Annotated in this window: 15 protein-coding genes; 6 read left to right on the top strand and 9 right to left on the bottom strand. The window is 33.5% G+C overall.

Annotation, left to right across the window (positions count from 1 at the left end):
- Nucleotides 1-32: 32 nt before the first annotated feature.
- The 5 genes from BM289_RS23515 to BM289_RS23495 form a co-directional block, all read right to left on the bottom strand.
- Nucleotides 33-941: a helix-turn-helix domain-containing protein gene (locus tag BM289_RS23515; RefSeq protein WP_091498488.1), complete on the bottom strand. Its 909-nt coding sequence runs from the start codon at nt 939-941 to the stop codon at nt 33-35.
- A gap of 100 nt (nt 942-1,041) precedes the next feature.
- Nucleotides 1,042-1,485 carry a DUF2147 domain-containing protein gene (locus BM289_RS23510; RefSeq protein ID WP_091498487.1) on the bottom strand — a complete coding sequence of 148 codons (444 nt, stop codon included), beginning with the start codon at nt 1,483-1,485 and terminating at the stop codon, nt 1,042-1,044.
- A gap of 20 nt (nt 1,486-1,505) precedes the next feature.
- Nucleotides 1,506-2,321 carry an oxidoreductase gene (locus tag BM289_RS23505; protein WP_091498486.1) on the bottom strand — a complete coding sequence of 272 codons (816 nt, stop codon included), beginning with the start codon at nt 2,319-2,321 and terminating at the stop codon, nt 1,506-1,508.
- Between the two features lie 208 nt (nt 2,322-2,529).
- Nucleotides 2,530-3,507 carry a serine hydrolase domain-containing protein gene (locus tag BM289_RS23500; protein ID WP_167365490.1) on the bottom strand — a complete coding sequence of 326 codons (978 nt, stop codon included), beginning with the start codon at nt 3,505-3,507 and terminating at the stop codon, nt 2,530-2,532.
- A gap of 105 nt (nt 3,508-3,612) precedes the next feature.
- Nucleotides 3,613-4,242: a nitroreductase family protein gene (locus BM289_RS23495; protein WP_091498481.1), complete on the bottom strand. Its 630-nt coding sequence runs from the start codon at nt 4,240-4,242 to the stop codon at nt 3,613-3,615.
- 269 nt (nt 4,243-4,511) lie between these two features.
- Here BM289_RS23495 and BM289_RS23490 point away from each other — a divergent pair, with 269 nt between their 5' ends.
- From BM289_RS23490 to BM289_RS23475, 4 genes are all read left to right on the top strand, one after another.
- Nucleotides 4,512-5,564, top strand: coding sequence for a DUF1852 domain-containing protein (locus tag BM289_RS23490; RefSeq protein WP_091498478.1), 1,053 nt, complete (start codon nt 4,512-4,514; stop codon nt 5,562-5,564).
- Nucleotides 5,565-5,594: 30 nt separating this feature from the next.
- Nucleotides 5,595-6,626, top strand: a complete 1,032-nt coding sequence (locus BM289_RS23485) for a methionine synthase (RefSeq protein WP_091498475.1) — start codon at nt 5,595-5,597, stop codon at nt 6,624-6,626.
- A gap of 58 nt (nt 6,627-6,684) precedes the next feature.
- The gene (locus BM289_RS23480; protein WP_091498472.1) at nt 6,685-7,677 is read left to right on the top strand and encodes a bile acid:sodium symporter family protein; all 993 of its coding nucleotides are present in this window, start codon (nt 6,685-6,687) and stop codon (nt 7,675-7,677) included.
- Nucleotides 7,678-7,817: 140 nt separating this feature from the next.
- Nucleotides 7,818-8,270 (top strand): Lrp/AsnC family transcriptional regulator, encoded by a 453-nt coding sequence (locus BM289_RS23475; protein WP_091498469.1) that lies wholly within the window; start codon nt 7,818-7,820, stop codon nt 8,268-8,270.
- A gap of 258 nt (nt 8,271-8,528) precedes the next feature.
- Here BM289_RS23475 and BM289_RS23470 read toward each other — a convergent pair whose 3' ends face one another.
- A complete protein-coding gene (locus tag BM289_RS23470; RefSeq protein WP_091498465.1) occupies nt 8,529-9,005 on the bottom strand; it encodes a CinA family protein in 477 nt (158 codons plus the stop codon).
- Between the two features lie 607 nt (nt 9,006-9,612).
- On the opposite strand from BM289_RS23470, the gene ku reads away from it, so the two are divergent.
- Nucleotides 9,613-10,392, top strand: a complete 780-nt coding sequence (ku, locus tag BM289_RS23465) for a non-homologous end joining protein Ku (RefSeq protein WP_091498463.1) — start codon at nt 9,613-9,615, stop codon at nt 10,390-10,392.
- A 5-nt stretch (nt 10,393-10,397) separates the two neighbouring features.
- Here the strand turns inward: ku and ligD are convergent, their stop codons facing one another.
- The 3 genes from ligD to BM289_RS25585 form a co-directional block, all read right to left on the bottom strand.
- Nucleotides 10,398-12,965 (bottom strand): DNA ligase D, encoded by a 2,568-nt coding sequence (gene ligD, locus BM289_RS23460; protein ID WP_091498460.1) that lies wholly within the window; start codon nt 12,963-12,965, stop codon nt 10,398-10,400.
- A 12-nt stretch (nt 12,966-12,977) separates the two neighbouring features.
- Nucleotides 12,978-13,433: a hypothetical protein gene (locus BM289_RS23455; RefSeq protein ID WP_244165445.1), complete on the bottom strand. Its 456-nt coding sequence runs from the start codon at nt 13,431-13,433 to the stop codon at nt 12,978-12,980.
- A gap of 99 nt (nt 13,434-13,532) precedes the next feature.
- Entirely contained in the window at nt 13,533-13,730 is a 198-nt protein-coding gene (locus tag BM289_RS25585) for a hypothetical protein (protein WP_091498456.1), read from the bottom strand.
- A gap of 318 nt (nt 13,731-14,048) precedes the next feature.
- Here BM289_RS25585 and BM289_RS23445 point away from each other — a divergent pair, with 318 nt between their 5' ends.
- Entirely contained in the window at nt 14,049-14,498 is a 450-nt protein-coding gene (locus BM289_RS23445; protein WP_143102122.1) for a hypothetical protein, read from the top strand.
- Nucleotides 14,499-14,512 lie beyond the last annotated feature (14 nt).

The following is a 14,512-nucleotide window of genomic DNA, read 5'->3' as shown; positions in this document are numbered from 1 at the left end:
ATCATGAACATAAATATAAATTGTAAAAAAAATCAATTTAAGTTTCTATACTCCTTAGGAGTTTTTCCTGTTTTGATTTTAAACAATTTACTAAAATACTGAGGGTATTCAAAACCGAGAGAGTACGCAATTTCTGCAACAGATGAATCTGAATTCATTAAAATGTTTTTGGCTTCTTCAATAAGAAAGTAATGAATGTGATCCTGTGCATTCATTCCAGTTTCTTTTTTTAATAGGTCTGTTAAATAATTTGGAGATAAATGAAGTGCATCTGCAAGATCTTTTACTGTTGGGAGCCTGTTGTTTTTTAAATCACTTTTGTTAAAGTATTCCTTAATAAGGTTTTCTACTTTAGCGACAATATCTCGATTTGCGTTCTTTCGGGTTATAAATTGTCGGCCGTAATAACGTGAACAGTAATTGAGCAGCAGTTCAATATTAGACACAATTAAAGTCTGACTGTGATTGTCTATGTTCTCCTGAAGTTCGTTTTGAATCTTTACAACACAATCATATAATATTTGTTTTTCTTTTTCTGATAAGTGAAGGGCTTCTGATGTTTCATAAGAAAAGAAGGTATATTCTTTCATTTTTAATCCCAGAGAAGTATTACGAATGAGGTCGGGATGAAAAAAAAGTCCCCAGCCCATCATGTCGTCTCTTTTTTCGATTTCATTATCCATCGCCATTGTCTGTTTAGGAGCAATACAGATTAGGCTTCCTTCTTGAAAATCATAAGTCTGTTTGCCATATCGCAATCCGTTTGCACAATAATTTTTAAACATTATCGAATAAAAATCACAGCAAATACGGGTACCTTCTTCAACATATTCGTCTACTTTGCTAAAATCAATAACAGCTACTAGCGGATGATTGATATTGCCCTGTTGTACAAACTTATTTATTTCAGAAATACTTTTTAGATTGATTATCGGTTTCATATGTTCTTCATTAAAAAACAAAAATAATTTACTTTTTACAGCTCAATTTTTACATTGTTTAATTCTTTTGGTATCATTTTTAAAGTATGATTGTAAAGATTCATGGTTTATATCTATGCCAAGTTACTGTTTTTCCTAATAATGATATTCCTAAATAACCTCTCAAAGAAAGTTTGCCATCTTCAATCCATGCTTTGCAAGTATAGGTATCGCCACTTGGAGGGTCGTAAATTTTTCCATTAGTATATTCTTTCCCGTTCCATTCTAATCCTGTCAAGCTGATGATGCCAAGAATGTTTCTAGCTCTTAATCTTGCATCTGGATTTTTGCTGTCTTTTTTAGAAGTTATGTCATCTTTTTCAACTACAAGATTTCCCCATAAAAGTTTGGCTGCATAATGGGAACCATCTTTAAAAAACTCCATTCTGACATCCTTTTTATCAGATTCCCAGATACCAATAATAGTTTTTTCGTTAATTTGAGCCTGTATCTTAGAGAACATAGCGAATAAAAGCACAAACAGAATTTTAGCCGTTTTCATCATTTTTTATTTTACAATTAGGACTACATTTGGCTCATTACAATTTTGTCAAATAGCTTATCTCCAAGATAAGTTCTCATCCAGACCATTGGTTTGGCAAATTTTCCAACTCGATAACGTGTTTTCGGATTATTGCTGTTTACAATTTTAAGGATAGTATCAGAAATAACAGATGGATTGGAAGAGCCATTTCCTTCTGCAGATTTTTTAGTTCCGTCAACTATTTTTTCCATCAGATTGATGTAAGCACTTTTTTTGGAGATTTTTGAGAAGTTGTCTAGTAAGACAGAACCAAATTCAGTTGCAATAAAGCCAGGTTCCAAAACCACAACCTTAATGTTAAAAGCTTTCAATTCTAATCGTAAGCAGTCGCTTAGCCCTTCTACTGCGTGTTTGGAAGCGTGATACCAGGCGCCCATAGGAAAGTACATTTTTCCTCCCATAGAAGATGTATTAATAATTGTTCCTGAATTTGATTTACGCATATGTGGCACTACCTTTTGGGTTACAGCCGCAATTCCAAAAACATTTACTTCAAATTGTCTTCTGGCTTCATCTAAAGAAACATCTTCAACAGACCCATATAAACCGAACCCGGCGTTATTCCATAAAACATCAATTTTTCCTTCTTTTCGAATAATTGCATTTATAGTAGCTTCTATTTCAGATTCATTTGTTACATCCATCTGAATAGGATATCCTCCTAATGCTTTTAAATCCTGCATTTGATTAATTCGTCTTGCGGTCGCATAAACTGTATGACCTTGTTTGATAAGTGCTTTTGCAGCTTCTTTTCCCATTCCAGAGCTTGCCCCAGTAATTAAGATTATTTTTTTCATTTCTTATTTTGTTTAAAATTATAAGACAAAATTAGAATGATAACAGAGGTGAAGATTAATACAAATCCATGATAGTTGTATACTTTTCTAATATAACCGCTTAAAAAAGATTCACTAAAAATATTTAGTATTTCTGAACTTGGATTTTTGTTTGCAAAATTGTTTTTTGATAAAATAAATAATCATAAAAATTAAGTATTAATTATACTTAATTTAATGTTTTTTTTATGTCATTAAGAAAATTAAATACAGGAAAGGCATCTCCTTGGTTGGTAAGTACAATAATGGTATTTCCATTTTTTAAATCTCTCCAGAGCAGACTTCTGAAGCCTGCCAATCCGCCAGTATGTTGGGCAATCAGTATTCCATTTGATTTTTCAATAAACCAGCCTAAACCATATTTAGAATTGGAGTGATCTTCTAAAACTGGTGTTTGATACAGGAGCTTAGTACTTTGCTCTGATAATAATTGATTTCTCCTTAATGCCTTGTCGAATTTATATAAATCTTCTGCTGTAGAATAAATACCCCCATCTCCTGTTGTAAGTATGGAATAATCATCTATTTTTTTATTTCTGTCATAGCCTATAGCTTTGTTTGGAATAATTGTATTGGCTTCATAAACTGTTGTTTGGTGCATTTTCAAAGGATTGAAAATCTTTTCTTTCAAAAATTCGGCATAAGTTGCTTTGGAAACATTTTCAATAATTAATGCTAGGATAATGTATCCAGAATTGCTGTATTGAAATTTTGTTCCTGGTTTAAATTCTAATCCATCCTGACTATGTAGCCAATGAATTACATCTTTATTTGTCAGTCCTTGCTTTGTGAGTATGTTTTCATAATCTTTTACTCCAGAAGTATGATTTAACAATTGCTTTATGGTAATTTGTTTGGCGTAGGCTGGAAGATCGTTTAGAAACTTTGCTGCATTATCATTGAATGAAATAAGGCCTTTTTCAGCAAGAATGCAAATAGCTGTTGCAGTAATTGTTTTACTTAATGAAGCAATATAGAACGGGGTTTCTTTTGTTAATAATACTTTATTATTTAGATCTCTGTAACCGAAAACTGTATCAATAATTATTTGATTGTTTTGACTTATTAATACACTGCCGTTGAATTTTCCATCTTCATAATAGCGATTAATTACTTGATTTGCATTTTCATTTTGGCATCCTAGCAACAAGAAAAATGTTAAACAAAAAAATAGATAAAAACGGTTCATATTCAAGTCATCTTTAATTTATAAATCTGTATCTGAAAATTTATCAGCTTATATCTGATAATATTAGTAAATTTTCGTTATCATTTCATCTATAGGCAAACGAACTTTTTTCGTTGCTGCCATATAGTCTTTATCCGAATCACGATATCCTAACGCAAGGATAACTGTGGAATGCAGCCCTTTCTCTTTCAAACCCAAAACCTCATCGATAGTAGAAGCATTAAATCCTTCTATAGGAGTGGCGTCCACTTTCAATTCTGCCGCCGCAATAAGTGCGGTTCCTAGTGCAATATAAGCCTGTTTGGAAGCCCAAATAGCTTTTTGCTCTGCGTCAATAGCACCAAAATAGGCATGCAGTCCATTTCTAAATCCTGACAAGGTACCGGCATCAAGACCTCTTTGTTTTTCTGTCATTGCCATATAATCGTCAATGTAAGTCGAAGTCATGTCATTGAATGCAGCAAAAACCAGCAAATGAGAGCAAGATTCAATTTGTCTATTATACGAATCAGCACCTAATTTTTTTTGGATTTCTGGGTTGCTTACAACAAAAACACGATAAGATTGCAGACCACAAGAAGATGCTGAAAGATTTATAGCCTCTAAAATCTGATCAACCTTTTCTTCTGCTACTTTAATGTCAGTGTAAGCTTTTGCGGCGTAGCGCCATTTCAAATTTTCTATTAAATTCATTTCTATATCTATCTTAAATTTCAGCAAATATAAATTATTAGTTTTCTTTTTAGAGTTTTTGAAGTGCCATGAGAAACTTCAAATCAGTTAGATTCTGGCTCTAGAAAGAATAATTATCTGTTTTCCTTTATTATTATATTTGAAAAAAGGTTAATAATCTTTAAATCGGTATTAAAAAAGAATAATTATCTTAATTTTTGAGTTTTATAAAATATTAAATCTTTTATATTCAAATTTGCAGGGTAAAAAAACTAAAATATTGCCATCAAATGAAAGCGAATATACAAGAAGATTTAGGAATAAGTGAAAAACAGGATATTGAAAACACCCAGAATGCACTCCAGAGGGATTTTGTGTTCACGCTAAAAAACACTTGTTTAGATGAAAACTATCAACCTTCAAGTAAAACGCGTCTGACCACCAATTTTGCCAACTTAGCCAGAGGATCCAATCGTCAGCAAAACTTACGCAATGCCTTAAATATGATTAATAATCGATTCAATGCATTGGCTCATTTGGATAATCCAAAAGGGGATCGTTACCATGTGAAACTTGAAATCCTCACAGTAACGATGAGTATTGATGATAAAAATGGTAGTAATGATCTACCGATGATTGAAGTTTTAAAAACGAATATTATGGACCGTAAGACTGGCCAGCAAATCGAAGGGGTTGCCGGAAATAATTATTCTTCTTATGTTCGGGATTATGATTTCAGTATTTTATTGATTGAGCATAATAAAAATAAAGCTACTTTTTCTATTCCTGAAAATTTTGGTGATTTGCACGGAAAACTTTATAAGTGCTTTGTGAATTCAGCCACTTATAAAGAGCACTTTAAGATGTCACCGATCATTTGTCTAAGTGTATCGAGCAACAAAACGTATACCCGCACTGAGTATCAGCATCCAGTTCTGGGCTTTGAGTATCAGCAGAATGAGTATTCTCTCACTGATGAATATTTCTCTAAAATGGGTTTAAAAGTTCGTTTTTTCATGCCTCCAAACAGTGCTGCACCAATGGCTTTTTACCATTCCGGAGATTTGCTTGCTGATTATACTGATCTTGGACTAATCAGTTCAATCAGTACGATGGAGACTTTCCAAAAGATTTATCGCCCTGAAATTTACAATGCCAATTCTGTAGCAGGAACAATCTATCAGCCAAGTCTTAAACACGAAGATTATTCACTGACTCGCGTGGATTATGACCGCGAAGAGCGCAGCCGACTGGCTGTTGAACAAGGTAAATATGCAGAAGAACATTTCATTAAACCTTACAAAAGTCTCTTGGAACAATGGTCTGCTAATTTTATCCTTTAATTGATTACAACGCATTAAAATTATACTATTATGAAAAAAATATTATTACCTACCTCTATTGTTGGAAGTTTACCCAAACCTGCCTGGCTTGCACCACCAGAAAAACTTTGGTCACCATGGAAATTAGAAGGCGATCAGTTGCTGGAAGGGAAACAAGATGCGTTGCGCATTTCTCTGCAGGAACAACAATTGGCAGATTTGGATATCATTTGTGACGGCGAGCAAACACGCCAGCATTTTGTAACGACTTTTATCGAGCATTTAAGCGGTGTGGATTTTGAAAATCGTAAAACAGTAAAAATCCGTAACCGTTATGATGCGAGTGTTCCAGTGGTAGTGGGTGAGGTTGCACGTCAAAAAGCAGTTTTTGTTGAAGATGCTAAATTTTTACGCAAACAGACTAACAAGCCTATAAAATGGGCATTGCCAGGCCCGCTGACAATGGTAGATACTTTATACGACGACCATTATAAAAGCCGGGAAAAATTGGCATGGGAATTTGCGAAAGCACTCAATGAAGAAGCAAGAGAACTTCAAGACGCGGGGGTAGATATTATTCAGTTTGATGAACCTGCATTTAATGTGTTCTTTGATGAAGTAAACGATTGGGGAATGGCAGCTTTAGAAAGAGCCATTGAAGGTTTACATTGCCAAACTGCGGTTCATATTTGTTATGGTTATGGAATACAAGCAAATACTGATTGGAAAAAGACATTAGGTTCAGAGTGGCGACAATATGAAGAAATTTTTCCAAAAATTCAAAAATCCAAAATTGATGTGGTGTCTTTAGAATGTCACAACTCCAATGTGCCATTAAATTTAATGGAACTTGTTCGCGGTAAAAAAGTAATGGTCGGTGCCATTGATGTCGCAACCAACACTATTGAAACACCAGAAGAAGTAGCTAATACATTGCGTAAAGCTCTTGAGTTTGTAGATGCCGAAAATCTTTATCCTTCCACAAACTGTGGTATGGCTCCGCTATCTCGAAATGTAGCTAGAGGCAAATTAAGTGCTTTAAGTGCAGGAGCAGAAATTATACGCAAAGAACTTGGGATTTAGTCTTAAAATATAGTAAAATGGAGTCCATGTCTCCACGGAGAAATAATATTTAAACGCATTGAAGAAATTATTAGAAGTATTAAAAAAAGCAGGTTTCGACGGTTTCCTGTTAATGATAGCCACCATGATTCTGCTGGCTTATTTTTTGCCAAAGCCAGGCATGGTCAAAGAACCTGTTTCGCTGGAGGAGATTGCTAATGTTGGCGTTTCCTTGATTTTCTTGTTTTATGGCATGCGACTGAGTGTTGAGAAACTAAAAGCTGGACTTTCCAACTGGAAAATGCACATTGTTGTCCAGTTTACTACCTTTTTATTTTTTCCGCTGCTTGTTTTGGCATTTCGGCCGTTGTTTGTCAATAACGGTTTCGAGTTGCTTTGGCTGGGTGTATTTTTTCTGGCAGCTTTACCGTCTACAGTATCCTCTTCTGTGGTCATGGTTTCCATTGCCAAAGGAAACATTCCTGCAGCTATTTTCAATGCAAGTATTTCCAGTTTGATTGGAGTAGTGGTTACGCCACTCTGGGTTGGGCTGTTTATAGCTTCTGCAACAGGTGATTTTGATGTCACTCAAATCGGCTTAAAGTTGATTCTACAAGTCTTGTTGCCTGTCATCATTGGTATCAGTCTCAACTCTCGTTTCGGCGTCATTGCTGAAAAATACAAGAAACAGCTTAAATATTTCGATCAGGCAGTTATTCTAACGATTATTTACACGTCGTTTTGCAAGTCATTCTCCGAACATCTTTTTGAAGGCTTCACCGCCCTTGAACTTGCCGGACTCGCGACAGGAATGATGGCCTTGTTTTTTGCTGTATTCTTTTGTGTTGGATTACTCAGCCACCTGCTTGGCTTTTCAAATGAAGACCGTATTACGGTCTTATTCTGCGGATCTAAAAAATCATTGGTACACGGCACTGTTATGTCAAAAGTGCTCTTTCAGCACAGTACCATTACCGGAATCGTATTGTTGCCATTAATGCTTTACCATGCTCTGCAATTGATTGCCACCAGCATCATCGCCCAGGGTATGGCTCGTCGAAAAGAAGTGTGATTTTTTTTTATGAATTTAAGTGCAGGTTATTATATTTTTAATTGGTGCAAAATAAGATTTTTATATTGTTTTTAGTTGTGTTTAAAGAATTTTATTCTAATTTAGAAATAAATTAAACCTCATTTAAAGTAAAATATTCTATGGAACATATAGACGATATTGATCTTCAGTTATTAAATATACTTCACGATAATTCTAAATACACCGTAAAGGAGCTTGCTAAAATGGTAAATCTTTCTGCATCCCCCGTTTTTGAGCGTATTAAAAGATTGGAGAACAATGGTTATATTAAGAAGTACATAGCGCTTCTTGATGCAGAAAAATTAAATAGGGGATTCATTGTTTTCTGTAATATCAAATTGAAACAACACGATCGTAATATTGGAAATCAGTTTGTTAATGATATTATGAAAATAGAAGAAATTGTAGAATGTTACAATATCTCAGGAGACTACGATTTTTTAATGAAAGTTTCTGCCAAAGATATGAAGCATTATCAGGATTTTGTTTTTAATAAATTAGGTTCAGTTGAAAGTATAGGGAGTACCCAAAGTACCTTCGTTATGGCGGAGATAAAAAATATGTATGGATAGTTCCGTGTGGTTTAAAAATTATTTTGGAATTGTTAATATTTAGTATCGAGAAATTACGATAAACCAATAGAAACATACACGCAGAATATCCACTTCAAAACCATTGTTCAGCTTCGATTAAATCTTTAATAAACTGTTTTTAGTCTGTTTAGAATAAACAGACTAAGGATTTCTCGTGAAAAAACGAACTATTAATTGTTTAGGACATAAATGCTTAAAAGTCTACAAATTTGTATATAAAAAAGAGGCAACTATGTCTCAATTGATTATAGCTAAAACTAGTTCTGCCGACTTATCAATGGCTTTTAGAACAATCTGTTCAGGAGTTCCAGAAAATACTTCAGCATGTTCTATTAGGTTAAAGGGAGTAACAATGCAGATGAAAATTGTACCTACAGGTTTTTCTTTGGATTCGCTACCTCCTGGTGATGCCAATCCTGTTATAGCGACAGTAAAATCTGCACAGAACATTGCGGCTGTTTTTTCAGCCAGATATCTTGTAACCTCTGCCGATTCAGGAGTGTATTTTTCAATTATATTATGGGGAACGTTTAAGATTTGTTCTTTAACAAATATGTCATAACAGACAATACCGCCACGAAAAACTTTTCCAGAATTTTTAGTCATGGAGAACTCTGCCGCCATGCGTCCTGCCGTTACGCTTTCTGCAAATGCAATATTGTAGTTCTGTGATTTTAGAATACGAGCACATTTAGATATTATTTCAGTTGGCATGTTTTTTTAATTTCTTTAGTTTGATAGAGTTTAATTTAGTACGGACAACAACGGATGCAATTTTGAAGCTAATCTTCGGAAATATAGGATATGTTTTGATAGGGATGAAGATTAAATCCAAGAAAATAGAATAAATTAAAATTAGCACTACTAAACTATAATAAAAGATTTTGCAAAGGGTTATATGATTTTAGTTCTTAATTGTTTAATTAACAGCTTTTTGTGTTTTTGTTTTCTGGGAATTTTGTAAAAACCGAGTGAAATCTAATACCTTTTGAACCTAATAAAATTGTAGTTTTATTTAGTGAAGATTTTTAATAAAAGCACTAATTCTTTACCAACTATTAAGAGAACTAAAAAGCGACCAGCGGGATTGTCTGAAACGGTGTGTGTGGAAATTTAGTTAATTATAATACTTTTTAGGTACCGGCTGGCCGCCGAAAGAACTCCTTGGTTTTTTCTAAGGAGTTTTTTATTGTTTTCAAAACTATCCTGTTTGTTTATAATGAAAAATTAATAATTAATATTCTATAAAACTTAAGAATCATATTGTAAGAGAAAATAGTAAAATGTGGATTACTTTTAAATAAAATTTAAAACATGTATTATGAGATCAATATGGACAGGATCGGTGAGTTTTGGGTTGATAAATATTCCGATCAAGATGTTTTCAGCGGTGCAGGAGAGCAGTCTCGATATGGATATGCTCGATAAAAAGGACAATGCCAATATTAAATTCAAACGAGTAAATGAAAATACAGGAAAAGAAGTCGATTTTGCCAATATTGTAAAAGGATACAAACTCGATGACAAATATGTGATACTTGAAGATTCTGATTTTGAAGCTGCTGATGCTGTTAAAACCAAAACAATTGCAATTGAAAGTTTTGTTTTGGAAAAAGAAATTCAAAGTATTTATTATGAGCAACCATATTATTTAGAACCTGATAAAGGAGCTCTAAATGCCTATGGTCTGCTTCGTGATGCGTTAGAAGTCACGGGTAAAGTAGGTGTGACACGATTTGTTTTGAGGAATAAAGAAAGCCTTGCAATTTTAAAACCATATAAAGATGTCATCGTTTTAAACCGAATCAGGTTTGAGCAGGAGATAAGAAGCACCAGCGAACTGAAACTTCCTCCTATATCCAAAAAAGCGACTAAAGAAATGGATATGGCAGAAAAATTAATTGATCAACTTACTGAAAAATTTGACATAACAGGGTTTAAAGACGAATACACTGCCAAACTTTTGGACATAATTAAAAAGAAAGCCAAAGGAAAAGTTAGTAAAACTTCCCCTAAATTAAAAGTTGTTCATAAACAGAGTGATGATTTAATGGAAATGCTGAAGGCAAGTTTGAAAAACAAAACTAAAAAATCGTCTTAACCTCCTTATTTTCTTTCTTCCAACTTCTGAATGATTTTTTTGATATTGGCTCCTTTTGATAAAACAGGTTGCCATAAATCTCCTTTTTTCTCAAAGCGTTTTAACACATTTTTGATGGTAAACTGTGATGGATGCAATTTTTCACTGACTTCGCTCCATTCCAACGGAGTTGAAACCGTTGCGCCAGGCTTTGGACGAACAGAGTAAGGCGCTGCTAAGGTCTGTCCTTTTCGATTTTGCAGGTAGTCAATATAAAGTTTATTATTTCTTTTTTTGATGCTGCGTTCCGTTGTGGTTTTCTCCGGAAGTCTTGACTGGATTTCTCGTGCAATGAGTTCCCCGAGGATTTTTATCGAATCATAGTCATATTGTGCGCCAAGTGGTATATAAATATGAAGTCCTGTTGCTCCGGAAGTTTTACATAAACATTCTGTTTCCAATTCGTCCATTAATTGTTTTACTGTTTTGGCGGTTTCAATTACAACAGCAAAATCTTCTTTCGTTGCAGGATCTAAATCCATAACAAGCCAGTCCGGATTTTGAATATGTTGGATGGTAGAATTCCACGGATTCATTTCTATACAGCCAAGATTTGCCATATAGAGTAATGTTTCTTTATTGTTGCAAATGAGGTAGTCAATATTTTCATCATTTGATTCGGAGTATATTTTTTTTGTTTTGAGCCACTTAGGGGTTTTATCAAGATCGATATCCTTTTGATAAAAGGACGGCGCATCGATTCCATTAGGAAAACGGTTCATTGATTCGGGACGGTCTTTTAAATAGGGAAGAATGAGAGCTGAAACTTCATTATAATATTGGACAATTTCTCCCTTGGTAATCCCGTCTTTTGGAAAATAAATCTTATTCTGATTGGTTAAGTGCAGTGTTGTTTTCCCAATTTTCACATCATAATCATTTTCTGTTTTTGGGACTTTTAAATCTTCCATTATATCCTTTTTCAGCGTTTTGTTTTTAATTTCATTACCATCGGATGTATTCTTTCCATTTGTCTGGAGTTGTACTTCGGCAATTTTCTTATCAACCCGTAATCCTAAATAAACAGGATGCCGCAAATGCTTATCCTGTGTCCATTCAGAATATTTTACTTGGCAGATCAGTTTCGGCTTGACCCACTGAATTTTATCTCTTAATGGAACTTTTTCTGTGAGAGGGGATTTTTCAATAAAATAGGGAAGAAGTTTGGTGTAAAGTTCTTTTAGAACAGCTTCTGTAAAACCAGTGCCGCATTTTCCAATGTACTGTAATTCTTTCCCTTTAAATTGTCCAAGAAGTATCGCACCAAAATATTTTCTTGAATTCTTTGGTTCGGTAATCCCAATAATTATGGCTTCTTCTTCATTTGAAAGTTTAATTTTGAGCCAGTTGCCACTTCGATTTCCTATTGAATAGGAACTGTTGGATTTTTTGGCTATTATACCTTCACTTTTATTTTTTCGGGCTTTTTCCAATTGCTTTATCCCATTACCAACAATGTGTTCCGAGAAAAAAATATTGGTAAAAGCGTATTTATTAAATAAGATTTTCAGCAGTTCTTTTCTTTCCAGTAAAGACAATTCTGTTAACAGATTACCATCTAAATTCAATAAATCAAAAACATAGTATTTTAGATGACCAAGTCCAGTTTTCAAGTAGTTTTGTAGCATTTGAAAATCGGCTTGACCAGAATCATTTTCAACCACAACTTCTCCATCCAGCACAACAGTGTGATCTATTTTTCGAAGTTCATCTGCAATAGGTTTAAATGATGCGGTAAAAGAAATTTTATTACGACTGAATAACTCTATTTGATCGGGATTTATGACAGCAATAGTTCTGTAGCCGTCGTATTTGTTTTCAAAAATCCATTCTTCATTATCAAAAGTCTTTTCAAAAGTATTAGCCAGCATAGGTTTTATGAAAGCAGCTTTACTTTTAGGATTAGGATTTTTTTTTACTGTTTTGGTTGTTTCTTTAGGACTGCTTTTGGAAACTATTTTTTTTGATTTTACCTCTAGTTCTTCTAAAGTTCTTTTAGAAATAACGGATTTGTTTTTTTCTAAGATGTCATCATTTGAGGCGTATTGATCTTGTTTTTTTATCAGCAACCAAGCATTTTCCTGTTTTCCGTGAAGTTTTACAAGAGAAAATTCGCCTTTTAGCTTTTTTCCTTTTAAGATAAAACTCAGACGTCCTTTTTTTAGATCATCGAGTACTTGTTTCTCGTTATCGGCTGTTTTTTCGTCAGAGGTATAAGTTCCATTATCCCATACGATTACATTTCCAGCACCATAATTTCCTTCTGGAATCGTTCCTTCAAAATCTTTGTAGCTGTAAGGATGATCTTCGACCATCATAGCAAGACGCTTAACATCAGGATCCATTGAAGGTCCTTTTGGAACTGCCCAGCTTTTGAGAACGCCATTCATTTCCAGTCTGAAATCATAATGAAGATGCGATGCAGCATGTTTCTGCACTACAAAAATGAGTTCACTTTTTGATTTTGCGATTGTTCCTTTCGGTTCGCTTGTCTGTTTAAAATCTCTTTTTTGGTTGTATTTTGACAGTGACATACGCTTTTATTACTATTTTATGAGAGTTATTGTAATAGTATAAAGAACCGCGGCAATAGCAGCAAATATAACGTGGGCAAAGAACAATTGAATGTAATACCCTCGAAAATCAATTCGTGGCTGATGGTTTGTGATGTTGAAAATAATAATCCAGCTAACTACGCCAATTATACCACTGATAATTCCTAATAGCAAAGTCCCAAGTATCGATATAGGAACGATATTTTTTGTCCACGCAAAATAATACCCAATTACAAAAAGCAGACCTATAACATAATGCAGCAACCAACCGTAGATTTTTTGAGAATGTGCATTTGGCTTTAATTTCATTTTTTCAATAACATAAGCCAGAAGAACAGGCTCTTTATACAATTCCCTGAAACTTTCTGACATTGAATAACTGAACCACGTCATTACTGTTGTTGCTGCTATAGAAACCAATATAAGCTGTATTAGGGTATAAATCATAATGGCATTTTTTTACTTGTCTAAATTTACTTAGAGATTTTTTAGGAATGTTATACTATTTATGATAACAGATTGTATAATTAGCATTAAGTTTAGCAGTTATGCTTCGGCATCAGGGGAATTGTATTCATTATCAATATTTTGACTACATTCTGGACTTTCAGGCTTGTCATCCCAGTCGCCCCAGTCTCCTTGATACACTTTTCTGCATATTAATTCGTCGTTTTCGCCTGAGTAAATTATCGTGCGGGATATTTCACAATAACTTTTGCTTTGTTTTATTTTTAAATTTTCCATTGCTATTTTTAGTGTTAGAAATTATGAACATAAAAGATTGAATTTGAACTCCCAAATTTAATTTATGAGATAAATCATATTTGTATAATTTAAATTCTTCGTTGTATTATTCCCATGTTGTTTCTAGATGATGGTTGTAAGACACAAAAGCAAAAAGACCACATAAAACAAGACCTTTTATAAGGTAGTTTCTATTTCATATTATGCTTTATATGGAAATTATATAACTTCTCAGGTGTAATTGTATAAATTGCCAATGTTCTAATGTTGAAATTTGTAAGATACATTCAATACTTACAAATCAAAAAGAGAATTATCATGGATAAGAATGGAACAATTATTATTATAGATGAAAATAAAGAAGATTTCAGCTTATTTGTACAAATCTTTGAGGAAATGAATTTAAAGAATGAATTATTACATTTTATTAATTTTCATGAAGCACAAACGTTTCTCGTATCGCAGCAGTTAAAACCCTTTTTATTTTTTTCAAACATATTGAAGTTTAATGGAAATTGTAAACAGGAAGATATCGACTATAAAACTATTTACAAACGATTTAATTCTCCTTGTCTTTTCTATTCGATTTTCTTTTCAAACTGTTTTGTAATAGATGCTTATTCGACTCCAACCAAAAGTTATTTTGTTAAACCGTACAGTGAAGAAAAATTTAAGCAGGTCTTAAACACAATTGTACAATACTGGAAAGCAGAAAAAAAGCCTAAACCTTTGACTAAGGAAAAAAAAGAAAAACAAAATTTTTTATAAACAAAAGCCGTCTA

The organism is Flavobacterium phragmitis (genome assembly GCF_900112575.1).
In the GTDB taxonomy this organism is placed as follows: Bacteria; Bacteroidota; Bacteroidia; order Flavobacteriales; family Flavobacteriaceae; genus Flavobacterium; species Flavobacterium phragmitis.
This window is presented reverse-complemented; position numbering and strand designations above follow the sequence as displayed.